At 48.0% G+C, this 24,767-nt stretch carries 22 protein-coding genes; 18 read left to right on the forward strand and 4 right to left on the reverse strand.

Translation table 11 applies throughout. From position 1 onward, the window contains the following. Nucleotides 1-11: 11 nt before the first annotated feature. The 3 genes from H6F51_13790 to H6F51_13800 all read right to left on the reverse strand — a co-directional run bounded on the left by H6F51_13790 (nucleotide 12) and on the right by H6F51_13800 (nucleotide 3,580). On the reverse strand, nucleotides 12-680 hold the full coding sequence (locus tag H6F51_13790; GenBank protein ID MBD1823555.1) for a carboxypeptidase regulatory-like domain-containing protein: 669 nt from the start codon (nucleotides 678-680) through the stop codon (nucleotides 12-14). 139 nt (nucleotides 681-819) lie between these two features. Then, nucleotides 820-1,401: a DUF4255 domain-containing protein gene (locus H6F51_13795; protein MBD1823556.1), complete on the reverse strand. Its 582-nt coding sequence runs from the start codon at nucleotides 1,399-1,401 to the stop codon at nucleotides 820-822. A 352-nt stretch (nucleotides 1,402-1,753) separates the two neighbouring features. Continuing rightward, a complete protein-coding gene (locus H6F51_13800) occupies nucleotides 1,754-3,580 on the reverse strand; it encodes an ABC transporter ATP-binding protein (GenBank protein ID MBD1823557.1) in 1,827 nt (608 codons plus the stop codon). Between the two features lie 98 nt (nucleotides 3,581-3,678). Here H6F51_13800 and H6F51_13805 point away from each other — a divergent pair, with 98 nt between their 5' ends. Beyond that, complete coding sequence (locus tag H6F51_13805; protein ID MBD1823558.1) at nucleotides 3,679-4,851, forward strand: hypothetical protein; 1,173 nt, start codon at nucleotides 3,679-3,681, stop codon at nucleotides 4,849-4,851. Between the two features lie 40 nt (nucleotides 4,852-4,891). Here the strand turns inward: H6F51_13805 and H6F51_13810 are convergent, their stop codons facing one another. After that, the gene (locus tag H6F51_13810; protein ID MBD1823559.1) at nucleotides 4,892-5,530 is read right to left on the reverse strand and encodes a response regulator transcription factor; all 639 of its coding nucleotides are present in this window, start codon (nucleotides 5,528-5,530) and stop codon (nucleotides 4,892-4,894) included. 613 nt (nucleotides 5,531-6,143) lie between these two features. Between H6F51_13810 and H6F51_13815 the strand changes: the two genes are divergently transcribed. From H6F51_13815 to H6F51_13895, 17 genes are all read left to right on the forward strand, one after another. Further along, a complete protein-coding gene (locus H6F51_13815) occupies nucleotides 6,144-6,572 on the forward strand; it encodes a hypothetical protein (GenBank protein ID MBD1823560.1) in 429 nt (142 codons plus the stop codon). Between the two features lie 264 nt (nucleotides 6,573-6,836). Next, on the forward strand, nucleotides 6,837-7,616 hold the full coding sequence (locus tag H6F51_13820; protein ID MBD1823561.1) for an ABC transporter permease: 780 nt from the start codon (nucleotides 6,837-6,839) through the stop codon (nucleotides 7,614-7,616). Nucleotides 7,617-7,621: 5 nt separating this feature from the next. After that, on the forward strand, nucleotides 7,622-8,914 hold the full coding sequence (locus tag H6F51_13825) for an ATP-binding cassette domain-containing protein (GenBank protein MBD1823562.1): 1,293 nt from the start codon (nucleotides 7,622-7,624) through the stop codon (nucleotides 8,912-8,914). Between the two features lie 45 nt (nucleotides 8,915-8,959). Continuing rightward, the gene (locus tag H6F51_13830) at nucleotides 8,960-9,790 is read left to right on the forward strand and encodes a hypothetical protein (GenBank protein ID MBD1823563.1); all 831 of its coding nucleotides are present in this window, start codon (nucleotides 8,960-8,962) and stop codon (nucleotides 9,788-9,790) included. A gap of 220 nt (nucleotides 9,791-10,010) precedes the next feature. Then, nucleotides 10,011-12,149 (forward strand): hypothetical protein, encoded by a 2,139-nt coding sequence (locus tag H6F51_13835; protein MBD1823564.1) that lies wholly within the window; start codon nucleotides 10,011-10,013, stop codon nucleotides 12,147-12,149. Between the two features lie 313 nt (nucleotides 12,150-12,462). Beyond that, nucleotides 12,463-13,416, forward strand: coding sequence for a decaprenyl-phosphate phosphoribosyltransferase (locus H6F51_13840; GenBank protein ID MBD1823565.1), 954 nt, complete (start codon nucleotides 12,463-12,465; stop codon nucleotides 13,414-13,416). A gap of 24 nt (nucleotides 13,417-13,440) precedes the next feature. Continuing rightward, entirely contained in the window at nucleotides 13,441-14,028 is a 588-nt protein-coding gene (locus H6F51_13845; protein ID MBD1823566.1) for a YqeG family HAD IIIA-type phosphatase, read from the forward strand. Between the two features lie 147 nt (nucleotides 14,029-14,175). After that, nucleotides 14,176-14,988 carry a hypothetical protein gene (locus tag H6F51_13850; GenBank protein MBD1823567.1) on the forward strand — a complete coding sequence of 271 codons (813 nt, stop codon included), beginning with the start codon at nucleotides 14,176-14,178 and terminating at the stop codon, nucleotides 14,986-14,988. 8 nt (nucleotides 14,989-14,996) lie between these two features. Beyond that, a complete protein-coding gene (locus H6F51_13855) occupies nucleotides 14,997-16,334 on the forward strand; it encodes a hypothetical protein (GenBank protein ID MBD1823568.1) in 1,338 nt (445 codons plus the stop codon). Then, a complete protein-coding gene (locus tag H6F51_13860; GenBank protein MBD1823569.1) occupies nucleotides 16,331-17,356 on the forward strand; it encodes a glycosyltransferase family 4 protein in 1,026 nt (341 codons plus the stop codon). Before H6F51_13855 ends, H6F51_13860 begins: the two co-directional genes overlap by 4 nt. A gap of 12 nt (nucleotides 17,357-17,368) precedes the next feature. Then, complete coding sequence (locus H6F51_13865; protein MBD1823570.1) at nucleotides 17,369-18,325, forward strand: hypothetical protein; 957 nt, start codon at nucleotides 17,369-17,371, stop codon at nucleotides 18,323-18,325. Between the two features lie 4 nt (nucleotides 18,326-18,329). Beyond that, nucleotides 18,330-19,808: a hypothetical protein gene (locus H6F51_13870; protein ID MBD1823571.1), complete on the forward strand. Its 1,479-nt coding sequence runs from the start codon at nucleotides 18,330-18,332 to the stop codon at nucleotides 19,806-19,808. Beyond that, entirely contained in the window at nucleotides 19,805-20,914 is a 1,110-nt protein-coding gene (locus H6F51_13875; GenBank protein MBD1823572.1) for a glycosyltransferase family 4 protein, read from the forward strand. Before H6F51_13870 ends, H6F51_13875 begins: the two co-directional genes overlap by 4 nt. Nucleotides 20,915-21,254: 340 nt before the next feature. Continuing rightward, nucleotides 21,255-22,241, forward strand: coding sequence for a KpsF/GutQ family sugar-phosphate isomerase (locus H6F51_13880; GenBank protein ID MBD1823573.1), 987 nt, complete (start codon nucleotides 21,255-21,257; stop codon nucleotides 22,239-22,241). A 199-nt stretch (nucleotides 22,242-22,440) separates the two neighbouring features. Further along, entirely contained in the window at nucleotides 22,441-22,578 is a 138-nt protein-coding gene (locus H6F51_13885; protein ID MBD1823574.1) for a hypothetical protein, read from the forward strand. Nucleotides 22,579-22,642: 64 nt separating this feature from the next. Beyond that, nucleotides 22,643-23,809: an acyltransferase gene (locus H6F51_13890; protein ID MBD1823575.1), complete on the forward strand. Its 1,167-nt coding sequence runs from the start codon at nucleotides 22,643-22,645 to the stop codon at nucleotides 23,807-23,809. Nucleotides 23,810-23,897: 88 nt separating this feature from the next. Next, entirely contained in the window at nucleotides 23,898-24,761 is an 864-nt protein-coding gene (locus H6F51_13895) for a hypothetical protein (GenBank protein ID MBD1823576.1), read from the forward strand. Nucleotides 24,762-24,767: the final 6 nt, after the last annotated feature.

The raw sequence follows: 24,767 nt of genomic DNA on the forward strand, positions 1-24,767 counted from the left end.
TCTTTAGTCGATTACTTGCGCGTCAAAGTCAGATCCAACGATTTCATTTCGCCCACGCTCAACCAAACGCCTGACGTGGCGCTCTGATACCCTTGAGCCGAAACCGTTACCAATGGTCTAGCGGACTGAGAAGCGCGATCGCGCCGCCACACTTCTAGTCCAGTCAATCCATAATCGCCATTGCGATCGCTAAACACCGCTACAGCATTGCCCTCAATTTGCACTTTCGCCATCGCCACCGGTTTTTGCTCCGAATCTAGGATTCGTCCTTTAATTCCCGTGGGTGGCAAGCTGAGATTGGCGATCGCAGCTTCGCTCGTCACGTTGAGATTCTCGACTTGACGCGTGCCATAGCGAGTCCCCAGATGCGGCAAAGCGACTTGCAAACTGTAGATTCCATCGGGCAGATCGATGAAATAGTAGTGACCGTCCAATGCGGTGTAGGTCACTAGAAGCAAAGCATCCTGTTCCTGCACTAACGTCAAAGTTGGATTCAGTTGAATCCGCCCGTCTCGGTTGAGCACATGCTCAAATGGCAAGGCTTTGAGCGCAAGCCAATGGTTGAAAGCAGTTGACACTTGCCCAAGTTTGACCTCAGCACCTGAAATCAGCTCGCCTGTTTCAGCATCACTGACGATGCCCGCGATCGCAACTTGATGTTGGGTTGGTTGCAACTTCATCCATGCTGCCACTTTAGAACCTCGCTTTCGGGACAATGTAGCCTTTGTTCTTTTGGTCTAGGGTCAATTCTGAAGTAGCGAATTCGCTTTAGCCATAACCAATAGGATTTCTTCAGCTTTGATGTTGCAATCTTGAAATTCAAATTTGCGTACTCATGACTAAAGGCACAGATTGTTCAGCTTCATCTTCAACCGGAAGCGCGAGCGTCACGGTATAGTTCATGGCTGGTTTGGGTCTGCCGCCCATTGCCTGCCAGAATTCTCCTAAGCTTTGTAATTGGGGTGGGCGCAGTGTCAGCGCTCTAGGAACGGGGTCTTGATCGCTCAAACTTCCCTGAAGCACTGCTTTGGGAATGGTAGGGTGACGTAGCAGGGCTTTCATTACTTCCCCCAATAAGCGGTGTTCGGTCTGAAAATCTGCTGGGTCTTTTGCCCAAACTGTTACTAAATAAGAGCAATCGATCCGCACGGGAGGACGCCGCCGAGCCGCGCTCCCATTGCCCTGGCGCTGCACCGTCCATTCAGTGTTTCGCAACTCCAAATTTTCTCGCACATCGTAAAGAAAAAGATCGATCGCAGGTAGACTGATTTTCTTTGTGAACTCTTGATCGGGTGTAGCAAAACTAATCGTCACGGGTGTCCGTGCTTCCGAACCCACCAAGCTAGGAGGTAATTCTCGTTTGAGCAGTTCTTCTAGGGTGCTGTCTAAGTCATTGAGCATTGCAGCAGCTATCCTAATCGGTTAAAGTAACTCTCAACTAGTAGCCCAGGTTTCCAAAAATACACCCCTCGCCATAACAATTCTTCAAGGTTAGGATGTAATAGACGAACGAGACCCGTTTGTATTGCTTTAAGCGCTCACTCCGAAACGTTCATTAATAAATTAGTCTAAAAAAATTAACTAACACCAGGATTGTTCAGTGAGAGATTGTGCAACAATTCGCAGATATTGGCTTCGATCACGTGGTAGCCCACATTTCCATTCAGTCTTTGCCGTCCTTTGTTAAAAATCAAGGTAGGACTCACAGAAACCGTGTGTTCTTCCACCAATCAGAACATCGCTTTTTCTAGTATCACTGATAGCCTGCCGCTTGAATCGCGAACAAATGCGCGTATCGTCCCCCTAACCTCACCAATTGTTCGTGGCTCCCTTGTTCCACAACTGCACCTGCTGACATCACAAGAATCCGATCCGCCATTCGGACGGTTGAGAATCGATGTGAAATCAAAATTGCCATCTGATTCGGGGTCATTTCGCGAAAACGATCGAAGATTTGTACCTCTGACTCTGCATCCATTGCAGAAGTCGGTTCATCTAACACCAAAATATCGGCGCTAGTTCGCATAAAGGCACGCGATAGTGCAATTCGCTGCCATTGTCCTCCCGATAGCTCTCGTCCCGTTTTGAACCATCGCCCTAAACGGGTATCAAATGCTTCTGGCAGTTCTTTGATAAAGGAAAGGGCGTTGCCTTTGTCGGATGCAATCTTCCAGCGATCGCGATCGTCTAAGTTCAACACATCGCCCACACCCACATTCTCGCCGACGCTAAATTGATAGCGCATAAAGTTCTGGAAAATTACACCGATTCGGCGCTGCAATGCTTCGAGCTTCCAGGCTTGCAGATCTAATCCATCGAGCAGAATGCGTCCCGAAGTTGGCGTATAGAGTCTTGTGAGCAGTTTGATCAGCGTTGTTTTACCCGAACCGTTTTCACCAACGATCGCTAATTTTTCTCCGGGCTTGAGATGAAATGAAACGCGATCGAGGGCAGGCTTATCAGCTTCGGGATAGTAGAAGGTGACATCTTCAAAGCGCAAACCGTCACCGGGTAAGGTTCCCTGCGTTGCACTGCCTTGCGATCGGGGAATGTCCTGACCTAGAAATTCGTAGAGATTCGATAGATAAAGCGAGTCTTCGTACATTCCCCCAATTGAAGTCAGAATTGATGCAAACGCGCCCTGTCCTTGACGAAAGACGATCAGGTACATCGTGAGTTCACCGAGTGAGATGTTGCCTGCGATCGTTTCCCACACAATCCACACATACGCCCCGTAAAATGCAGCAGAGCTAACTAATCCCAGCAAATAGCTCCAGATGCCCCGGCGGACTGTCAAATCTCGGTCTTCGGCATACAATCGCCCGAAGATAGTTCGATAGCGATCGAGCAACAATTCGCCCAACTGATACAGCCGAATTTCCATTGCGGGTGATTCGTTTGCAATCAGCCATTCAAGATAATTTTGTTCGCGGGTTTCAGGCGTGCGCCAGCGAAACAACCGAAAGGCTTCCCCAGCAAATCGCGTCTCTGCAATAAAGGCAGGAACGGCGGCAACCATCAGCATCACCACTGCCCAAACCGAAAATCCGATTAACAAACCGCCATACGTAATCAAAGTCAGCGAGTCTTGCACAATGCCAAACGTGCGACCAACCAAGCTGAGGGGACGGCTTGAGGCTTCTCGTCTTGCCCGCGTCATTTTGTCGTAGAACTCTGAATCCTCAAAGTGCGTCAAATTCAGCGTTAACGCCTTTTCCAGAATCAACTCATTTACTTTCTGACCGAGCAGCACTCTCAGCAGCGATTGCACCAAAACTAAGCCTTGCTTACTGCCTGATTGAATCGCGACCATCACCGCTTCAAAGCCCAGATAGCCTAATGCTGTCCAGCGATCGTTCTCCAGTCCCGTTCTTGATGCTAATACCACCGCATCGACAATCAGCTTACCTGCATACGCAACCACCGCAGGCACAAGCCCTCCGATGAGCGTAAACAGTGCCAGAACGATCGTTAAGCGTCGATTCGTTGTCCAAACTAGCTCGATCGCCCGTCCGCAATAGCGAAAAATCGATAGAAATTGAGTAGTGCTCCTGAAGAAGCGTTGAAGTCGTCTCTGCATTCTTTTACGATAGCGTTTGATTGTGCAGTTGAGGAAGAGAGAATGCAGCGATCGCCAATTTGTAAAGATAAGTTGTTCCACACTCTACCGAATCCAGCATGAAGCGCATTGTTACTTGTCAGGGAAGCATTCAACTCATCGCGGCACTATCCGCACTGTTCTACCGGGATCGATCGGGCACAGCAAATGTTCAAAACTATCTTGTCATCTACGAGCTTTATGCGCCAGAGCAGCAGCATTATCAGTTCGCTGAATTCATTCAGCGCATGGCGGAATCTGTGTGTGATTGGGAAAAGATTGTTTATCTCACCCCGGAACAACTAAACGCGATCGGATATCAGTTAGATTCCACGCCACCCCACCGCATTTACAACAAAGTTCATCAATGGATTGGCTTAGATGATGCAGACGAACTGTATCTCTGTCGCAATTGGCAGTTCACAAATCAACTATTAAGCAATGCCTATCCTTCTGCAAGTCGAATTTGCTACGGCGATGGCATTGGATTGTATTTTTCTGAGCACTCTGCTGTAGTGCGTCGTCCTTTCACACCCCCGCCCACTCCGAATCAGGTGATCGCTTGGACGCGGTGGAAACTACGATCGCTCTATCATCGAATTCGCGAACGCTTAAAGCTGAAAACCAAGCTGTATTTGATGCCATTTGATGTCGGCTATTTTGTGCTGCCAAAAATCTTTGGTGAAACGCCGCCAATGCCGATTGTTCAATTAGCACCCTCCAACTTACTCACCTGGTTCGAGCGGTTTACCTCTTTTGTCGATGCGGCTCAGGTAGCGAAAGTACAAGCGGCGATCGAAAACTCACCTGTTACAGTTCTGCTCACCTCTAATTTTTCAGAAGGCGATCGCTTGCCTCAAGAGCATGAGATTCTTGCTTATCGAGAATTTCTAACCTCATATGAAGTTCTCCCAAATAGCGTTTTGATCATTAAGCCGCATCCCAGAGATGATCTGAATAAGATTTACCGGTTGAAAGAAAGCTTATCGGATTTATATCGCGAGATTGTGGTGCTTACTGAACCAAACCTGTTCTTTTTGCCGTTTGAAGTCTTTTTTCTAAAAGCTTTCCAAACCTTTGAAATTCGGGTGTTCGCATTTAGCTCAGCTTGTCTATCTCTAAAACTTCTATTTGATGTTCCTAGCTTTATTGGTTTTGGCACAGCACTAACAACTTGCTACTTTGCTCCAGAATTTGTTGCCGCCCGATTAGAACATGAGCAAGTTTTACAAAACGCGATCGCACAGCTTTAGAATATTCCCATGATTAGAGCAATTCGTAAGCTCCTACGCCTCATTCCATATTATTTTCGATAATCCAGCGCGATAGTTCGGTTCGATTGCTCAACAGCGTCTTTTTTAACATATGACTAATGTGACTTTCGATCGTCCGCTTACTCGCATTCAGTCGCTGAGCAATCTCTAAATTCGACAATCCCTGCGCCACCAATCGCGCCACAGTTAATTCTGTATTCGTCAATCTCACGCCATCAGGCACTGCAATTCTAGACTCTGCTCGCTTGGCTCGACTTTGCTGAATCAACTGAGACGATCGTAGCGCTGATTCAATTTGCGCGTTCAACTCTGCAAGATCAAGCGGCTTGGTCATGTAAGCCATTGCCCCCGCACTTAATCCACGCACGCGATCGTGAGTTTGATCCCGTGCAGAAAGAAAAATAATTGGAATCCAATTACTTTCTGGCGATGTACGGAGAGTCTCTGCAAACTCATAGCCATCCATTTCCGGCATTCCAACATCTGAGAGAATCAGATCCGGCTTCACATCGCTTAACCGCTCGATCGCTTGTTTCCCCGTTCCGGCGGTCGTCACGTCATATCCGTGGTGTGCTAAATATCCAGTCATCAGCGTGACAAAGTTTAGATCATCATCGACCAATAGGATTGAACTCTTTCTGTCTACTTGCAAAACCATACCCTCTGCTATTCGTATCTTTAGTCGAGTTTGACGAACGTTCAGTATTCCATCCTGTTTAGGACTGACCCGATTGTCATCCGCATAAACGTCTGCTTCAAATTTCCCTAACGACCCAGAATTTACGTAGGTACATTTCCATAATCTCCGTATTATTCCTCAATCTCTCTTTTCAGAAGAAAGTGATTCTCTCGATCGTTCCCGGCTCACTGCTGCTCAAAGTACCACTCCAGCTAGGCTTCGCGCCATTTGTTCATCGGTAACTCGCCTTCAAGCGCTTCTCTGTTCTCAGTCGTAAAAACCAGGATAATGCTGACTCAGCGCCAGAAAAAATCCGTAGGACGGATTCTCCAATATTGGCAAACGATAGGACGATCGCACCTTGAAGCCGCACTCAATCTAGCGGATATCAGCTTCCACATCAAAATTTTACAAAACTAGCATGAAAATTAAGCTGCATACGTAATTATCGTTTCTTCCTGATATCGGTAATTACGGTCGTAGTTCTATATAGTTCGGACTTAAAACTTAACCTTGGCTTGATGGAGCGGGCTTCGATGGTCATTTGATCTCAGTCTCTCCCCCGTAACCTTCATTCAGACAGGAGGTCGAATTGCAGAAGCGGTGTGATCGAAATCGGAAACGCTCTAAGCGGCGCAGTCTTTACTGCCCGAAGCATAGATGTTATCTGCACAGCGTTAGTCAGAAGCATCCAATCTATGCCGATCGTGCAGAACAGTTACAGCAGCGAGGACTCACTCGCCGACATGCACTCCTCGCAGTTGCGACCCGAACAACAGTCATGCTGCAAGGTGAATGGCTAGAAGCTTTTTGGTGCGACGAGTGCCAAACGCGGGAGTGGTATCATGTACGGCGCTTAGAGAACAATCAATATGAAGTGTCGATCGCGCCCCCAGAGCTATGGCAGCAAGCGATAGGCGTAATTCAGCCCCAAGGAAACCCTTCCGTCAGCGAATTTACGCGTAAAAGTTCTCGTAGGACAACCTATCAAGGTGTAAAAGACTTTAGCTGTATTGGATAACGCTGGGCTGAAGCTTTTTGCGATCTTTGCGATCGCTTCCGCTCGTTAGAGCCAACTTAACAGCGGAAGCGAAACGCATTCTCTATGCTTCATCATTCACAAGACCCAGCATGTTGAGTCGCGCAGATTAATTGAGAAGTCATGCAAAAAAAACGGCAACGATCGAGATCCGTCAGACCCTTGCACCCCAGCCATGCAGATCAGCAGGTGGTGGTCTATCGCCCTGATAGCCAGATGCTTAATCCCCTCCGACTATTTAGAGCCATGTGGTTCGATCTCTTAGGGTCACGATCTCTTGCATGGCAACTGATACGGCGTGATATTAGCGCCAAGTACCGTCAATCTTTCCTCGGTCTATTCTGGGCATTCTTGCCCGCCCTGATCATGGCGGCTGGCTTTAGCCTTGCAAGAGGAAGCGGTGTCATTAATATCGGCAAAACGGATTTGCCTTACCCCGCTTATATTATGTTCAGCATGACGTTATGGCAGACCTTTGTTGAAGCATTAAACGCACCTGTACAAGCAGTTGCAGGCGCGAAATCTATGCTTTGTCGCGTGAATTTTCCGCGTGAGGCATTGATTCTCGCAAAGCTTGGTGAAGTTGGATTTAACTTTGGCATTAAGCTAATTTTCATTGTTGCATTGTTCTTATGGTTTCGCATTCCCGTAACCTGGAGTGCAATTCTGGCTCCTGTCGCGCTGATTCATCTCATCGCCTTTGGCACATTTTTAGGCTTGCTACTAGCTCCGATCAGCGCTCTGTACCAGGATGTTTCGATGGCACTCACGCTGATGACAGGACTGTGGCTGTTTGTCACACCAGTCGTGTATCCCATTCCTCAGACTGGCGCTTTTGCACAGATTGTGGCGCTCAATCCGGTGACTCCGCTCTTGGTCACAGTTCGAGAGTTAGCAACCACGGGGATTGTGTCGAATCCTACCGGATTCTGGATTGCAAGCGCGATCGCGCTGTTTGGCTTACTGTTTGCTTGGATTTTTTATCGGCTAGCGCTTCCGTTTGTTGTTGAGAGAATTAGTTCTTGAGAATTATGGCTGTCACCCATTCAATCGTTCCTGAATCGATCCCGTCGACTTCGCAAGAGGTGATTCTCTCGGTAAATGGAGTCTCTAAAAAGTTCTGTCGAGATTTGAAGCGATCGCTCTTTTATGGCATTCATGACATTAGCTCAGAATTAGCCGGTCGCAGACGCTCCCGTACCTCGTTGCGGTCTCATGAATTCTGGGCATTACACGATATTAGCTTTGAACTGCGACGCGGAGAAGCACTCGGACTGGTCGGCAAAAATGGCAGCGGCAAGTCTACGCTGCTGCGGATTATCTCAGGCTTGATCCGACCCGATCAAGGACAGGTCGAGGTTCGCGGTCGCGTTGCTCCTTTGATTGCGCTTGGAGCCGGGTTTAATCCGATCCTTACAGGACGAGAAAATATCTACGCCAATCTGTCGATTTTAGGCCTGAGCAAACCGCAGATCGATCGCGTATTTGATCAAGTCCTAGAGTTTGCTGAAATCAATGATGCAATCGATTCTCCGGTACAAAGTTATAGTTCGGGAATGGCAGCGCGATTAGGCTTTGCCTGTGCCATTCATACTGAACCGGACATTCTGCTGCTCGATGAAGTCTTAGCGGTTGGCGATTTGAGATTTCGAGCCAAGTGCTACCGCCGACTGGCAGAACTGCGCGATCGCGGAGTTGCGTTTATTTTGGTGTCGCATAGTTCCAACACGATTCTGTCGAAGTGCGATACAGCCCTGTATTTATCGAAAGGACAGCTAATTCTGTCGGGGGATGCGGCAGTCGTGACGCGACGGTATGAAAATGAACTATTTCTAGAGGGTGCACCGCCTGCAACCGGAGAACTTCAACGCCCGCAGCGAGCCACGCACGAAAGTTCTGGATTAGATATTACCGGAGTCTTTTTCCGCGATCGCAATGCCACTAAAATTACAACGCCGATCAGCGGAGAAAAGCTAGATCTTTGTATTCAATCCGAAGCACGGCATTCGATTGCTGAAACAAATATGGTTGTCTCCATTCGAGAGCGAGCAGGAGAAGGAGATAAAGTTTTAGTGCTGAGTACTCTACATGACAAAACTCCGATTCGTGTCACTGCTGGAGCGAATGAGATTCGAGTTGAATTTCCTTACCTTGGGCTAAAACCTGGCTCTTACTTATTAGATCTACATCTCTATCAGGGCAACTACATTTTGCTTGATTCGATCAAGGAATTTAGCTTTGCAGTAGAAGGAACAGGCAGCATGAGCGAATGTTCATTTTATCAGCCTCGATGCTGGACTGCCGTTCAGACCGAAGCGGAATGAAGGTGCATCGACAGAGAGAAACTTGATGGTTGTTCGGAGGATGTGATGAGATCGTTATTTGATGCCGTAGAAAAGCATGAAGTATTTACTGAACCTTTTCCGCATGTAGTGATTCGCGATGCGTTAGACGAAGACCTTTGTACTCAATTGATCGCTGAATTTCCTACTATCAACACCATTACGCAAAGTCCTCAGTTTGTTAGCAACGAGCGGTATAGCTATCCAGCCCGCGATGTGTTTGCTAATCCGCAGATTAGCGACCTTTGGAAGTCTTTTATTCAGCTTCATACCTCCGATCGCTTTCTCAAACAGTTCGGCATTTTGTTTGAAGATCACATCCGCCAGTATCATCCAGAGTTTGAGCAGGTAATCGGTGAGATTCGCGCACTTGAAGCAGGTGTGCGAAAAATCGATGACTTTTCGAGTGCTGATGTGTTGATGGATGCCCAAATTTGCATTAATGCGCCGGTCACTGAAGTCCCCAAGCCGATCAAGCAAGCCCACATTGATCGGCCTCAAGTTTTATTTGCTGGACTTTACTACTTGCGACATCCAGACGATCGTTCAACGGGCGGGGATCTCGAAATTTATCGCTTCAAGTCCGGCAAACCCTACGGTTTTCAGGGACAATTTATCGACGATCGCTATGTTGAACTCGTGAAGACGGTGAAATACGATCGCAATGTCTTAGTTCTTTTTCTCAACTCAATTCATTCTTTACACGGTGTAACGGCTCGATCAATTACGAACTCTCCTCGCTGTTTTGTTAACTTAATCGGAGAAGTAAAGCAGCCTTTATTTAACTACCGCCTTTATGAAGAACAGACAAACTTAGTGCGTCAGTTTACGCGGAAACTGCGGGGGTTAGTACCTTAGGGAAAGCACTGAGATTGATGTAATGTGTCATTCGTGGTCTTGGTCGCTTGAGTAAAAGCAGTGGTTCAGCTTTCATTCTTAGAACAGATTGCTCAGATTTGAAGAAAACAGCATCAGGGTGGTTCATCCTCGCATCAAACTAAAGGTGTGCGTTCGTCTTAGCACCCTTAAACCCAATGTTCGTTTGTATCAAACATTATTCTGTTTCTAAACGCCTTTCATGTTAATCAACTATAATACCTTCTCAGGCGCGACCGGACTCGCCCTGAATGGCAATGCGTCTTTAAATGGTGGCGCTTTACAATTAACCCCCGATGCCTCGCTGCAACGCGGTAGCGCTTTTTGGAATACGCCTTTATCATTGAGTGGAAACGCATCGTTCTCTACAAATTTCCAACTTCAGATTACGGGTAGTCGAGGCACAAACGGTGCAGACGGAATGACCTTTATGCTGCAAAATAGCAGCCAAGGCATTGCCGCACTCGGAGGGGTGGGTGGACAACTCGGTTACGGAACGATCGACAAAAGCTTAGCGATTAAATTTGATACTTGGGCAAACACAGGCGAAACGAGCCGTAACTATGTTGGAGTTGTTCTGAATGGGGCTTCGGTTGGCGGAGTGGTGGGAACCGAAGCGCCCGTCGATCTCAATGGTGGCAAAGCTGTAAATGTTTGGATTGATTACGATGGGCAGACTGATAAGCTTGCTGTTTTTATTGCAGGCGACACAGCGACTAGTAAGCCCACCAATCCGCTATTTACCTACACAGTCGATCTGCTTAGTCTGCTCGGTACTCAAGCTTATACAGGCTTCAGTGCAGGCACTGGAGGGGCAACCAACGCACATCGCATTAATCGGTGGCAGCTAGATACCTCGCTCCCCACTGTACCCAACCCGACTCCTGGAACTTCGGGTTCGTTTAACTATAGCGATTTCTCTACGCTCACCGGAATCAAAACAAACGGGAGTACCTTTCAATCAGGGAACGTACTGCGATTAACCTCCGACCAACAGCTTCAAGCGGGAACCGCATTTACAACAACCCCGATCGATATCTACGGTGATACTTCATTTAGCACAAACTTTAGACTACGATTTTCAGGCGTTCGGGGAACCAATGGCGGCGACGGAATGACCTTCCTACTGCAAAATAGTAGTGCAGGTGCAAACGCAGTTGGAATTGCAGGCGGCAGCTTAGGGTATGGCGGCATTAATGATAGCTTGGCGATTAAATTTGATACTTGGCAAGGGACAGGTGAATTAAGCAATAACTATGTTGCAGTCGTAACGAATGGCAATGCCACAAAGACCTACGACTGGGCAGATCAAAATAGAGTCACCTATTTTTCTCAAGCGCAATCGCCCTTCGACTTAAACGGCAGTGGAACGATCGTCAATGCTTGGATTGACTACAACGGAGTCACCGATAACTTACGGGTGTACGTTTCTAACACCTCTACAAAGCCAACCAATCCTTTATTCAGCGCCAGAATACAGCTTTCAAATATCGTTGGATCACAAGCCTTTGTAGGATTTACTGGGGCAACTGGTGGAGCGACTAGCACTCAGGATGTATTGAATTGGAGTTTTTCGACTTCAACTCCCCCACCACCTGCCGTTCAGTCCGGAGTGACTCGGCTTCTGACGCTAGGGGATTCGATTACCCTGGGAGTCACCTCAAGAACCGACGATCGCAATCGCACTGCAATTCCAGGCGGCTATCGTCGTGTCTTGTGGAATAAGTTCAGCGAAGCAGGTCTTAGGGTTGATTTCGTGGGTAGCGAAACCGATGGAACTTCTACAAATCCAGCATATCAATGGACAAACGGGGGAGATAAGAACGATCAAGGCATGTCAGGTTGGAGAATCGAAAAAATCATTGCCAATGTGGAGAACTATCTCAAGCGAGAGAAGCCAGACATCATTACGCTGATGATTGGAACGAACAATCTCTTTACAGATACTTCGGGAGCGCAAATGCTCAGCAGGCTCAATACTCTGATTAATAAGATTACTGCATTCTCACCGAATACGAAGCTGCTGGTTGGTTCGATCCCACCTGCTTATCCTGATATCGATCGATTCGCGACTCCTGAACGAAGTCAACAACAGATGCAAATGATCACAGACTACAATAATGGCATCCCCGGACTGATCAGCAATGCTCGTGCAGCGGGTAAGAAGGTTTACTTCGTCGATATGCGATCGCTGACGCTTTCTGATCTCGCACCGCGCAGCGATGATAATGGGTTACATCCCTCAATGGCGGGCTATGACAAGATTGGCACCCTGTGGTACAACGCTTTGCTTGATCCCAACGTAGTTGGAGTGAATGGAAATACGCTGAAAGTAGCATAGAGCGATATCGCGCCAGGATTTGAATCTTTCAACCTGGCGCGAAAATTCTCCGGGTTACGGCACTCAGAACTGTAAGACTGGTAAGAATGCTAGTTCGACAGAATCTTTCGTTGCGTTTTGGGCAACTTCTGCCCCTCTAAATCCTTTACTAGTGGGAACTTTGAGAGCGTCGGCTCGAAGTCCTCTATTCTGACAATTTAGGCAGCAGCCTAGATTCAGTATCGCAGCGAATTCTTTCTGTCGAACTGACATGGCGACATCTCAGATTGATTAGATCATCGTGAACTGTGGCTCTTTTCTTTTCCGGCACACAATGACAACCCCTCTACTCGATCCGAGAGCCGAAAAAACGCAGCGCAAGGCTAGTCTTTTTCCCTATGTGATTGCTCTGCGCCCCCACCAGTGGACAAAGAATTTAGTTGTCTTTGCGGCTCCTCTGTTTGCCTTTTCAATCCGCCTAGAGACAGTTCTTGAGAGTGTATTTGCGTTTGCGCTCTTTTGCTGTGTTTCTAGCAGTTTTTACTTAATTAACGACATTGCAGATGTCAAAGACGATCGCGCTCATCCCATTAAATGTAAACGCCCGATCGCGTCTGGAGCCGTCAAGATTCCCGTCGCGGTTGGGATGGCAGTTACGCTCTTGACTAGTGCTTTGGTTTTTGCGTTTCTGCACTCAATAGCGTTAGGTTTTACGATGATCAGCTATGCTGCTCTTCAGACGGCGTATAATCTTCGGCTCAAGCGCATGGTGATTTTAGACATCATCGCGATTGCAATGGGGTTTGTGCTGCGAGCTTACGCGGGAGCAAGCGCGACTGAGATTCGGCTCTCGATTTGGTTCGTGCTGTGTACCGCAATGTTGGCATTGTTTCTAGGCATTGAGAAACGTAAGGCAGAATTGAGACTGCTACAGCGCAAGGGCGGAAAAACGCGATCGGTGTTACGCAAATATTCGATGTCCCTGTTGACCCGGATGGAAAGTACCGTCGTCACAGGAACGGTGCTGACTTACGCACTTTGGAGCGCGGGGCCAAAACTGTCAGGTGCCTCGACTCCTTGGATGGTGATCACATTACCGTTTGTGCTGTATGGCGTATTTCGGTATCAGTTACTGAGCGAAATCATTGGGGATGATCCAGAGTGCGACAAAACGGAGCGACCCGATGAAGTGCTGCTGACGGATCTGCCCATTTTGCTCACTGTGCTTTCCTGGGTCGCTACTGTTTTTGCGATTTTGCTGCTCAAGCACTATGAAATTCTTCAGTAAGGCGCGATCGGTCGTCGTTTAAGCATGACAAAGATTGGATTTTGGCTTGAGGTGATCGGGTGGAAGCTGCTTCATCTTGTTCGCTTTTCTAAGCATTTTTTACCGATTTCACGAGTAGATTTGTTGGCAGACATCAGCTTAAGACTGTTGTATGCCCACGGAATTCGCGGTGTGATATTGGATTTAGATAATACGATCGTGTCCGAGGATGATCGCTATGCTTCTCCAGAAGCAGAAGCTTGGATTGACACCGCGAAGCGAGCATCATTCAAGCTTTTGATCCTAACAAACGGGAAGCGCCAGGGACGGATCGACTACTGGACAAAGCGCTTGGGAGTTCCAGCGATTCACCCAGCCCGCAAGCCTTTTCCAAAAGCATTTCGTCAAGCTTTGAACCGAATGCAACTCAAACCGCATCAAGTTGTTGTGATTGGGGATAGTCTTCACACTGATCGATTGGGTGCGTGGTTTGTGGGTTGCCCAATGATTCAGGTTGCCTCTTTGCCGCACCCAAAGCGATCGTGGGAGCGAGTGATCGGGCGAGTTGTGCATCGGTCTTACCCACGCGATCGCGAGCTTTGGACAATCACAGATGGCAATGTTAACTGTTGATTCTGGATAAACGCACTGTACTCTCGCAAGAACAACTTGCCTCAGAGAAAATGTCATTTCTGAGGCGATTGGCGTTCTTCCTGATGATTGACGCGATCGCGTTTGGCAACCCGTTGCATTGTTTCTCAGCTATCTAACAACCAAACTATGAAGTGTGTTTCAGAACTTTACGATCGCTATCCAAACAGTGATATCTATGTGGTTGGTACTGGCGCAAGTCTGCGAGTCTTTCCCCTCTCGCTGCTAGACAACAAAATCACGATCGGACTCAACCAAGCCTGGAAAACGGTTCCAGTTCGCTACAGCATCACCATTCACCCGGAGTTGAGCATTCCAGAGTTTCTTCCCAGCGAACCTGCTCATCCAGAAATCACCTGGATCACGAAGTACGAAAAAACAAAGGGCGTGGCTACCCCTGAACAACTCCGCTATGCAGAGGAGCAGTTTTACTTTTTTGAGACGGCAGGGCGACCGAACACTCAGCCGCCGAACAAGCCATCAGACACAGGACGCATGTTAGATTGGGTACGCCGACCGACCGACGATAAGCTATATCTTTGGACTTCGATCGCTCAATCTGGGGTTAACTTAGCGGCAAATATGGGCGCAAAAAATGTCTTTCTGATCGGCTGTGACAACTGTGCGCTGCTTGGTAACAATCACGCTCACAAACAACACACCCGCTGGCGCGATGCTTCTGCCGACAGCCGCTATCGAGAATACTATGAAGGCTTAGCAGAAATGCGTCCGGTGCTGCGAGAGCGAGGAGTCAACTTAGTCAGCTTGACTCCGTTTCTGAGCTTAGCAGCACCCGAACAAGACTTTATGCGACTTTGTGAAGACCTCGATCGACCCAGCTTGATCGAAAGCGGTGCCGATATTTCTCCAAAGTTAGATTACACAGGCTACTATGTCGATCGCTTCAAAAAATTTGCTCGTAAAGTGTTAGCCGCCCGTTGAGACTCCTGATGAAAGCTAAAGTCATTCCACCTGTTGCCGTTGCGCTGAGTTCGTATCGTGCTGATGTAGTGATTGTGAGTTTGTTGCTGGTTGTGACAAGTGTGATCACTTATGCGACTAGTCAGATGATCGATCCAGTTTTGCTGAAAGATTTCACCGAAGATGTTTGGTTTGGCTCTGATATTGAGCGTGTGTTCTCAAACATGAGCATACGATCTGCACCGAATACGCGGGCACGGGTGCATCCTTTATTCGCATTGTTAGTGTTTCCCCTAGTGAAGGGGATACGGGCGATCGCGCAAGTGCCGCCTGAAACCGCAGTCATGTTGCTCAATGCAGCGACGACTGCGATCTGGGTCAGCTTGCTATATGCGACACTGCGGTTAATGGGCTGTCGGCGGTTCGATGCGACGGTGTTTAGCGTTTTATCCTTGTCGAGCGCGGCGCTGCTTTTTTGGACAACGATCCCCGAAACTTATCTATTTGGCTCGTTGAGTCTGCTTGTGCCGTTGTTTTTGGTCGTGCTGTCCCAGACAAGAAGATTACCGCTATGGAGCTATGTGATAGTGAGTGCATTCTCGCTCAGTATCACCACGACCAATTGGATCGCGGGAATAGCAGCAACAATCGTGAATCACACCTGGAAGCGGACGATCTCGCTGACTGGAGCCGCACTCGCGATCGTCTTGGGGTTGTGGGTGGTGCAGTATCGAATTTTTCCGGGGACAACTTTCATTACTGACATTGCAGGAGAAACAAACTATATCCTGCCCAAGACCGCCGGAGGCCCGTTGCGGATTGTATTGGGGCTATTTCTTCACCCGATGGTTGTTCCCGCCCTGCAAGTCATTCCCAGCAATCGCAATCAACCGGAATGGCCGATGCTGAGTGTGCAGCACTCGCTTCCTGGATCGGGGGGTATCACCGGCATGATTGCATTGCTCTTGTGGATCGCACTGCTGGGATTCGGGGCGTGGGCTTGCTGGACAGTGAGACAGAATCAGAAATTACGCATTGTCGTTGGGTTGGTACTGTTGGGACAGCTTGCTTTGCATCTGGTGTATGGCGAAGAAACCTTTCTTTATGCAATTCACATGATCCCCTTTCTCTTGATTGTGGTTGCAATGACGACGTTAACGAAATGGCGATCGCTCGTTCTGGGTTTAGCAGTGCTGCTGATTGTGTTTGCTGGGTTGAATAATGGAGCGCAGTTTTCACACGCAACTGAATTTCTTAAGTACCGGGGTCACTTGCGGCAACAGGTTCCACAAGTGAGATCAAATCATACTGAACCTTTGATCTCTGCTCAATTCATTCAGACTTCTGTATCCCCGATCGTTTCATGAGCAATAGTGCTGCTTTTCACTTTGGACAAACATTCCAGAAAGGAACAAAGCTGATTCAACGGCTGCTCGCAAAGCTGCAACATCTTATAAAGACCGTTGTGCATCAGCTCAGTTGGGAGATCCAGCTTAAGACCTACGATCTGGTATTTGTCACAGATGCAGGTAATAAAGGCTGGATTTTAGATGCAATCTGCCATGAAATCGAAGCTTATTTTTCTGGAACCTGCCGCCATTATTACTCGACTCATTTTCTGCCGCCTGCAAAAGCCTACTTTTTCTCGCACTATTCGCTTTATCCTGCTGCGCTCAAAAGTACGCCTCAGATTGCGAATTCAGCGGCTCTAATTTGGTACACGCACCCCAAGCCTTTAGACATTCCTGACCAAGAACTGATCGCAGCACTCAATCAAGCTTCTAAGGTGATTTGTACTTGTTCAGGCTACGAGAAACTGCTGCATTCTCAGGGACTAGCGCCTGAGCGAACTACAGTAATCTTAGGGGCGGCTGATCCTGAACTGTTTCAACCTCATGCACGATCGCAGGGCGCCGTTGGTTTCTGCACCGCCTACTATCCCCGCAAAGATCCCGATCGCATCTTCAACATTGTTCGAGCAATGCCGCATCGATCGTTTATTTTGCTAGGGAAAAATTGGGAGCAGTATGAACGGTTTGAAGCGTTGTGCAGCTTGAAGAACTTTACTTACATCAAAGCAAAGTATGCGGATTATCCGAAATACTATGCTCAGATGGATGTGTTTGTTTCTGCTTCTAAATTAGAAGGTGGCCCAATTCCGCTGATTGAAGCCATGATGTGCAATGTATTTCCCGTTGCCAGCAATACCGGATTTAGCCCCGATATCATTCGACATGGCGAAAATGGATTTATTTTTGATATCGATGCGCCGATCGAGGAGATCTGCGATCGCATTGATCAAGCGTTCACCCTGACCACCGATGTTCATGAAACGGTCAAGCACTTGAGTTGGAAAAACTTTTCACTGGATGTTCAAAAACTGCTGTAGGAGTAACCGCTGATGATAGACCCGATTCGGATTTTTATTGGCTCTAGCCCCAAAAACACTATCGAAGAAAGCGTTTTTCGCTATACCCTGCTCAAACAAACTCAGCACCCAATCGAAATTTACGCGATCGATGGAACGAGCGGCTCTGCCAAGAATTTAACCACAGGTGAAGTGAAACGCTTGCCAGCAGGTGTGAGCGATCGGATTCAAGGCGCGACGGCGTTTTCCCTAGCACGTTGGGCAATTCCAGAATGGTGCAATTATCAAGGTCGCGCCATTTACTGTGACTCAGATCAGATTGCGCTGCAAGACATGACTGAACTCTGGAACTATGGCTTAGGCGACAGTAGCCTTGCAGCCGTTCCGGTCAAACAAGCCAAATGTTATCAGCATTATATTGCAGATTCAATGGGGGTGTTTTTACACACTGAGGAAACGTTTTATCTTGCTAGTGTCATGCTGATGGATTGCGAAAAGATTCAGTGGAATCTCAGTGAGCTTGTCGAGCTACTCGATCGCAATGCCTTTTCTTTGCCGAATTTGATGTATTTGGGGGAACAGTTCCGGCAGCATTTTAATCTAAGCGTTAGCGCATTACCGAGCGAATGGAATCACTTAGATTATGCTGATCGTGAGTCTAAAATTGTTCACTTTACGGATTTAACCAGCCAACCTTGGAGATTTCATCACAACCCGATCGCTGAGGTCTGGGAAACGGTTTTTCTAGCCGCAGTGGATGACAATGCTCTAACCCAAGCTCAGCTTGAGACTGCGTATGCAAACGGCTGGATCAATCGCAGAATCAAAGTTCTCGCTCAACTGCCAAGTCTAGTTCGCCGCCCGATCAATTGGGTTTGGCGGAGTTGGGGAGCAACAGTGTTCAAGGTAAGAACCACGCTCGATCGTCAAGTTCAGCGATTGAAATCAGGACTATTTCGCTTAACGCAGTGGAAAACCATCCGAGCTTAAAGTTATGCCCGTTGAATGTTCGCGAATTGATCAAAATCGCGTGATTGCCGATCTCGATCGCTTTGCTTGGGATGCGATTTGCGATTGGTCAAAGCATACGCAAGCCCGCACACACTACAACGGCATTGATTATGCAGAACTATCCCGATGTTTTCTGTGGGATAAAGTAGCGAGAGCCATTCGGAAGCAGACGCACCCCAAGCGATTCGAGTTTGAGCAAGCCCTGCTCGATCGTCGCCCTATTCCGAACTTACCTACGCCTAATCCAAATCAATTCAAGTTCTGGCTGAAGCGATCGCTCACCGCTCTGCAAACCTGGCAAGATGCGCGATCGCTGTCGTCAAAACGAATTTTATATGTTCCTCACGCTCATCCTACGCTGCAAACGATAGTTCGCACCTTGGCACGGACTCTTCCGGTAGTTGCGCCTGAGAACGCATTCGATCAAATCCCAGAACTCCAAACCATCCGTTTGCCTTTGTGCGGAGATTCTCCAAGGTTGGCTCAAGTCAATGAGCTGCATCGCGGTATTCTGGAGGGATTGCAGGCGTTTGCAATTGCATTATTACCTGAAGATATAGTTGTTCTTCGCGCTCAACTTGCTCAGCTTTTTCTTCGCACTGAGCAGATCGATCGAGAACTTTCGCTGCTTCGCCCTGCTGCAATTCTAGTGTTTGCGGACAATCACTTTCCAGTTCAAAGCTACGTGTTGGCTGCGCGTAAACAGGGAATCAAAAGCATCATGCTCCAGCACGGGCTAGATTGCGAGCATTACTGCTTAGATGAAGCTTATGCAGATATCATTAGCGTTTGGGGAAAGTCGAGGCTCCAGCGCTACCAGACTCAATCGAGCTGGCAACCTGAACAAATTCAAGTGAATGGCAATCCAGAATATGATTCATTCAGCTTACCGCATCAGATCGATCTCGCTGGCTGCTACTGGTTATGGGCAACTCGTCCACACTGTCCCGAAAAATGCTACAGTCCTTCACGCCATCCCCAAGAAGGCATCCAAATTTTAGAAGCACTGCTAACGGCATTAGCGAGATTGCCGCAGGCTCGGCTAGTGATTAAACCGCATCCACTCGATCAGATTGATTTGTATCAATCCTACCTTGATGAACATTGCCTTGCAGATCGCGTTGCAATCTCAACGGAATCGGTACGATCGTTGCTTCCAGAAGCAACCGTTGTGATCTCGGAAGATTCAACGATCGGGCTAGAAGCCATGTTTTTCGGCAAAATCGTGATTCACGCACACTTCGCTGCTTCTGAACCTGTGCTCCCATTGGTGCAATATGGTGCAGCACTGCCCGGATATTCACCGCAAATGTTACAAACAGCGCTGCAAACCCTAGAACAGTTGAGCGACACCCAATTGCTTGCCGCAGGACAGCGCCGATTTATCCAAGAGTTTGCGGACTACACTGGACAAGCTCAAGAACGAGTGACAGCAATGATTCGAGGAGTGTTAGATCAGTGAAAATTGCCTTTATTGCCGTGAACAATACCGCCCCTTGGGGCGGCAGCGAAGAACTCTGGGCGCAGACTGCGATTTACCTAGCAAAATCTGGGCATCAGGTCGCAGTCAATGTCAAGGGCTGGGCAACGAAGCCCGCTCAGATGCAAGCCATAGAAGCAGTCTGCTCAACCACCTATCGCGGCTACGATCGCAATTGGATGGAAAAGCTCAGCTTTATGGCACAGCGCGGCAAAAGCTTTTATCGCTGGCTCGATCGAGTGCGTCCTGATCTCGCTGTCATTTCTCAATCTAGCAACAATGACGGGCTTTCCTGGATGGAAGCTTGCAGCAGCAGAAGCATTCCTTATGTCACGATTTCGCATATTGCAACAGAGAATTATTGGTATGCGGATGCGCTCAATGCTCGATTGGCGATCGCCTACACTCAAGCAAAACGAGCCTATTTCGTCTCGCAAAACACTCGCGATATCACGCTTAAACAAATCGCAACGCCTCTACCCCAAGCCCGAATTGTCAGAAATCCGTTCAACGTCGCTTACACGGCTACGCCCCCTTGGCAGCCTACCGAAGCTGGATTCAAGCTGGCTTGCGTGGGAAGACTGCATCCTCCTAGTAAAGGGCAAGATCTGTTATTTGAAGTCTTGCGATCGCCCAAATGGAAAAATCGTCCGCTCACCGTCACGCTGTTTGGCAGCGGTAGCCACACGGAAACGCTCAAACGCCTGCAAACTCTGTGGGAACTCGACCAAATCGAATTCGCATCCTTCACCTCGGATATCGAAGCTCTTTGGGCAACGCATCATGGATTGATCCTGCCCTCTCGGTATGAAGGATTACCCCTTGTGGTGGTCGAAGCAATGCTGTGTGGACGAATGTGTATTGTGACTGATGTGGCGGGTAACACAGAACTGGTCGAGGACAATATTAATGGCTTCGTTGCCAAAGCTCCCACACCAGAACTACTTGATGAAGCGTTGGAGCGGGCTTGGCAGCAGCGAGAATCTTGGTATGAACTGGGAAAAGCAGCAGCAGAAAAGGTGCGCCAGGAAATTCCACCCGATCCGATTGCCGTCTTTGCCGAAGAAATAGAATCCTTAATGAATTAGAGGCAGTCTAATTTCTACGTCCTTCTACAGCCGTCTCCGGACGGATTTCACCCTTGTTTACTTAGGATTTATCTAAGCGAATTTCCGCACAACATCTACGAATTTTTCCTGAAAGTGCAATTCAACTTGGAATAGAAGGGTAGCAAACTGCCGTATTTTCACCAGGTTGAGCTTCGATGGTCGCTTTTGATCTCAGTTCACCACCGTCTTGCATCTAGCTCTGGAAGTGGATGTAGGCATTTAACAGAGTTTATGTATCAATCAGACTAACAAAGAAACGGCTCCAATCTATCTCAAATCTATCCTGTTGTCCTTATTTTTTGGTGGGAGGCTCTTAAACGTGCCATTGACTCAAACTGAGCTACATTGGTCGCACGTTCAATCGCTGCTGCAACTCGAAGCAGATGCGATCGCAAAGACGGCTCAGCGACTTAATCCCCAAGCGGTGAATCTCGCAGTGACGCTGTTACTAAACTGTCGCGGCAAAGTGGTGCTGTCAGGGGTTGGAAAGTCTGGAATTGTTGCTCAAAAAATTGCTGCAACCCTCAACAGCATCGGAACGGTAGCTGTATTTTTACATCCGTGCGATGCGCTGCATGGTGATCTTGGAATTGTCAATGCTGCAGATGTGGGGATTGTGCTGAGCAATAGCGGCGAAACCGATGAACTGCTTCAGATGATGCCTCACCTGAAGCATCGCAACGTACCCGTGATTGCGATTTTAGGCAATCTCAGTTCAACCTTGGCCCAGCAAGCCACGATCGCGCTAGATGCCTCGGTCAATCGCGAAGCTTGTCCGCACAACCTAGCACCAACCACCAGTACAACAGTCGCACTCGCGCTTGGAGACGCACTAGCAATTAGCGTGATGCAACTCAAAGGTACAACCCCCGAAGAGTTCGCGTTTAATCATCCTGCCGGTCGGCTTGGAAAGCGATTAACCCTGACCGTGCGCGATTTGATGCACCCAGATAGTCCGACGCTAACTTCCCAAGCCTCTTGGCTAGAAGTGATTGAAGGTATCAGTCGGGGTGGACTTGGAGCCGTGAATATCGTCGATCAGCAAGGCAAGCTGCTAGGCTTGATTACAGATGGAGATTTACGGCGCTGCATTCAGAGAACCAAGCCAGTCGACTTAGAAACCCTGACGGCGGCTCATATCATGACCCAAAATCCGGTTTCGATTCAGCCAGAAGTGCTTGCCTATGACGCGCTGAAGCTCATGGAGAATCGTCCTTCTCAAATCTCTGTTTTACCTGTAGTAGATGAAGCGCAACACTGTATGGGGCTGTTGCGCCTGCATGACCTGTTTCGCAGCGGACTCTAGCGATCGATCGTTCTGCTTCATTCTCTTTCAGCGATAACAGATTGTATGTTCTATTTATTGGGTTTCAAGAATCGTTTAACTCAGGTTTTGCCAACTCAAGCAGATCCTACAGTTGCCTGAAACTCTGGTGCTGCTCCAATGTGATGAAAAAACGCATCGATCGCCCAGAGGCACCATTCTGATATCAAATTAATTTGGTATGAAGTTTAGCGAAACAGAACGCCAGAACTTACTGGAATGGTATGCGGCTGACTATCAGTTTCTAGATCTCTGCAAGCGATTGTTAGCGCAGGAGAACCGCAGCACCGAGGAGATGAAGAAGTTGGTTTTGCGCTAGCCGCGATCGTGCCACAGGGCTAAGTCATAGTTAGATTCCGTTTCCCTATCCCTTTCCTGTCCCTATGCAATTAGAACAGACCAGCGATCGCCGCAATACCTACATTGATTTTCTCGATCCCATCCGTGGATTTGCAATTATTGGTGTTTCTATTTTCCATGCTTTGGATGCTCTTGCCGATAACTATGCGCAGCTTCCCTGGGGAGACTGGTTTCGGACGCTACCCACACCGCGATGGTTGCTGCTAGTTACCCCCGGCACCCTCGGTTGGGCAGGCGTTGCCGTTTTCTTCGCTGTCAGTGGCTTTTGTATTCATTTGAGTTTTGCCCGTGGTCGTCAACCTAACTTTACGACCTTCTTTCTGCGGCGGTTTTTTCGCATTTACCCACCTTATCTGTTCGCGCTGATTCTCTTTGCGTTCATCATTCCGCGTCGAGAACTCGCATCAGGCCCGTTTTCAGCCTGGACGCAGTTGGGTGTGCATCTGGCGCTGATTAACAACATTGATATCCACTCGATCTATCGGGTGAATAACTCGTTTTGGAGCATTGCGATCGAGGCTCAACTCTATGTTATCTATCCAGCGCTGTTGTTTCTGGCATCCAAATTTGGTTGGCGTAAATCACTTGCGGGATTAGCAGTGCTTGAAGTCTTTTTGCGACTTGTGGCGCCCGCTCTCTTTCTCAGTTTTACAGCGCAAACGAGGATTCCCACTTGGATTGAATTTTCACCCTTTACCTACTGGTATAGCTGGTCGATCGGGGCGTGGCTGGCAGAGGCGTATTTGCTCAAGCAGCCCTTACCGTTTGCGCGATCATCCCTCTGGCTCTGGTTTGCGCTTGCGGTCGGAACCTACTGCTTTAAGCCGCTCTATCCGTTGTCTTTTATGTTTTTTGCGATTCTCTCTACCACCTGGATTGCCAAACTGCTGAATGGAGAGCAATTTAAGCTGCAAGTACCACAGTTCTGTACAACTTATCTCAGTCGGATTGGTCTCTTGAGCTATAGTATTTATCTGCTTCATCAGCCGTTAATGGAGCAGCTTGTGATGTTGATGATTAGACTGCGTCCTAGTTTGTTTGCAGACCCGGTCCCGAAGTTCTTAGTCGCATTATCCGCTTGGCTCTTTATTGTTCCGCTATCGGCTTTGTTGTATCGATATTGCGAGTTACCAAGCATTCGTCTGGGCAAGATTGTAATCGAAAAATTGGGAACAGCAAAGGCGCAATAAGTCTGATTCGGAAAACCGATCGGCGCAATAAGGTACTCAGTTTCAACTGCTTCGAGATTAGCTGTGAATACTCAAAAATTTCAAAATCATGATGCAATCCTTATTATCTTCCAGTGTGGAGCAAGATATCGTTACTGATCCTTTTCCTTATTTCAGTACTCAAACTGCGATCGCTCCAGAAGTTTGTGCTCAGTTAATCACTGAGTTTCCGCCTTTAGAAACTGTGACGCAAGGAATGCCCACTGCGAGTAACGAACGTTTCAGCTATCCAGCAAGACTCGCTTTATCTAACAAGGGTTTAAGTCCGCTTTGGCGTGAATTTATCGAGTATCATGTTTCTCAAGCGTTTTTGAATCAATTTGTTCAGTTATTCCAGAATCAGATTAGAGCTTGTTATCCGAATTTTGAGGCTGATTTTGGTCGTATCGATCAGTTAAGGGCAGGCATTCGCGGTCTTGATGATTTCTCGAATGCCGATGTGCTACTCGATGCTCAGATTTGTATTAACACCCCTGTTGTTGGCGCTCCTTGCTCGGTACGACGCGGGCATGTGGATGCTCCAAACAAGCTGTTTTTCGGGCTATTCTATCTTCGTCCTGAGGCAGATTTCACAACCGGCGGCGACTTAGAAATTTATCGGCTAAAAGACCGAGAACAAGTTTATCGAGGTGGCTTTGTAGACGATCGCTATCTCAAACTGGTGCAGACAATTCCTTATCAAACGAATCACTGTGTGATTGGAATCAACAGTATTCGCTCGCTGCATGGTGTGACTGTTCGTAATGTCACCGATCAGCCAAGATTATTTTTTAATCTTGTCGGTGAGGTCAATCGTCCGCTGTTTGATACCAGTCCTTATGCGTTGTCGCCTACCTGGGTTGATCGCACTATCGAGCAGTCGGCGAAAGCAGTCAAAAAGCTTGCGAGAGTGGTTCGCTCAAGAACTGCTTGAAGTGGC

The organism is Cyanobacteria bacterium FACHB-DQ100, assembly GCA_014695195.1.
In the GTDB taxonomy this organism is placed as follows: Bacteria; Cyanobacteriota; Cyanobacteriia; order Leptolyngbyales; family Leptolyngbyaceae; genus Leptolyngbya.

Coding starts and splice junctions, on each gene's coding strand:
- H6F51_13790 (MBD1823555.1), bottom strand. CDS start 680: ATGAAGTTGCAACCAACCCAACATCAAGTTGCGATCGCGGGCATCGTC.
- H6F51_13795 (MBD1823556.1), bottom strand. CDS start 1,401: ATGCTCAATGACTTAGACAGCACCCTAGAAGAACTGCTCAAACGAGAA.
- H6F51_13800 (MBD1823557.1), bottom strand. CDS start 3,580: ATGCAGAGACGACTTCAACGCTTCTTCAGGAGCACTACTCAATTTCTA.
- H6F51_13805 (MBD1823558.1), top strand. CDS start 3,679: ATGAAGCGCATTGTTACTTGTCAGGGAAGCATTCAACTCATCGCGGCA.
- H6F51_13810 (MBD1823559.1), bottom strand. CDS start 5,530: ATGGTTTTGCAAGTAGACAGAAAGAGTTCAATCCTATTGGTCGATGAT.
- H6F51_13820 (MBD1823561.1), top strand. CDS start 6,837: ATGTGGTTCGATCTCTTAGGGTCACGATCTCTTGCATGGCAACTGATA.
- H6F51_13825 (MBD1823562.1), top strand. CDS start 7,622: ATGGCTGTCACCCATTCAATCGTTCCTGAATCGATCCCGTCGACTTCG.
- H6F51_13830 (MBD1823563.1), top strand. CDS start 8,960: ATGAGATCGTTATTTGATGCCGTAGAAAAGCATGAAGTATTTACTGAA.
- H6F51_13835 (MBD1823564.1), top strand. CDS start 10,011: ATGTTAATCAACTATAATACCTTCTCAGGCGCGACCGGACTCGCCCTG.
- H6F51_13840 (MBD1823565.1), top strand. CDS start 12,463: ATGACAACCCCTCTACTCGATCCGAGAGCCGAAAAAACGCAGCGCAAG.
- H6F51_13845 (MBD1823566.1), top strand. CDS start 13,441: ATGACAAAGATTGGATTTTGGCTTGAGGTGATCGGGTGGAAGCTGCTT.
- H6F51_13850 (MBD1823567.1), top strand. CDS start 14,176: ATGAAGTGTGTTTCAGAACTTTACGATCGCTATCCAAACAGTGATATC.
- H6F51_13855 (MBD1823568.1), top strand. CDS start 14,997: ATGAAAGCTAAAGTCATTCCACCTGTTGCCGTTGCGCTGAGTTCGTAT.
- H6F51_13860 (MBD1823569.1), top strand. CDS start 16,331: ATGAGCAATAGTGCTGCTTTTCACTTTGGACAAACATTCCAGAAAGGA.
- H6F51_13865 (MBD1823570.1), top strand. CDS start 17,369: ATGATAGACCCGATTCGGATTTTTATTGGCTCTAGCCCCAAAAACACT.
- H6F51_13870 (MBD1823571.1), top strand. CDS start 18,330: ATGCCCGTTGAATGTTCGCGAATTGATCAAAATCGCGTGATTGCCGAT.
- H6F51_13885 (MBD1823574.1), top strand. CDS start 22,441: ATGAAGTTTAGCGAAACAGAACGCCAGAACTTACTGGAATGGTATGCG.
- H6F51_13890 (MBD1823575.1), top strand. CDS start 22,643: ATGCAATTAGAACAGACCAGCGATCGCCGCAATACCTACATTGATTTT.
- H6F51_13895 (MBD1823576.1), top strand. CDS start 23,898: ATGATGCAATCCTTATTATCTTCCAGTGTGGAGCAAGATATCGTTACT.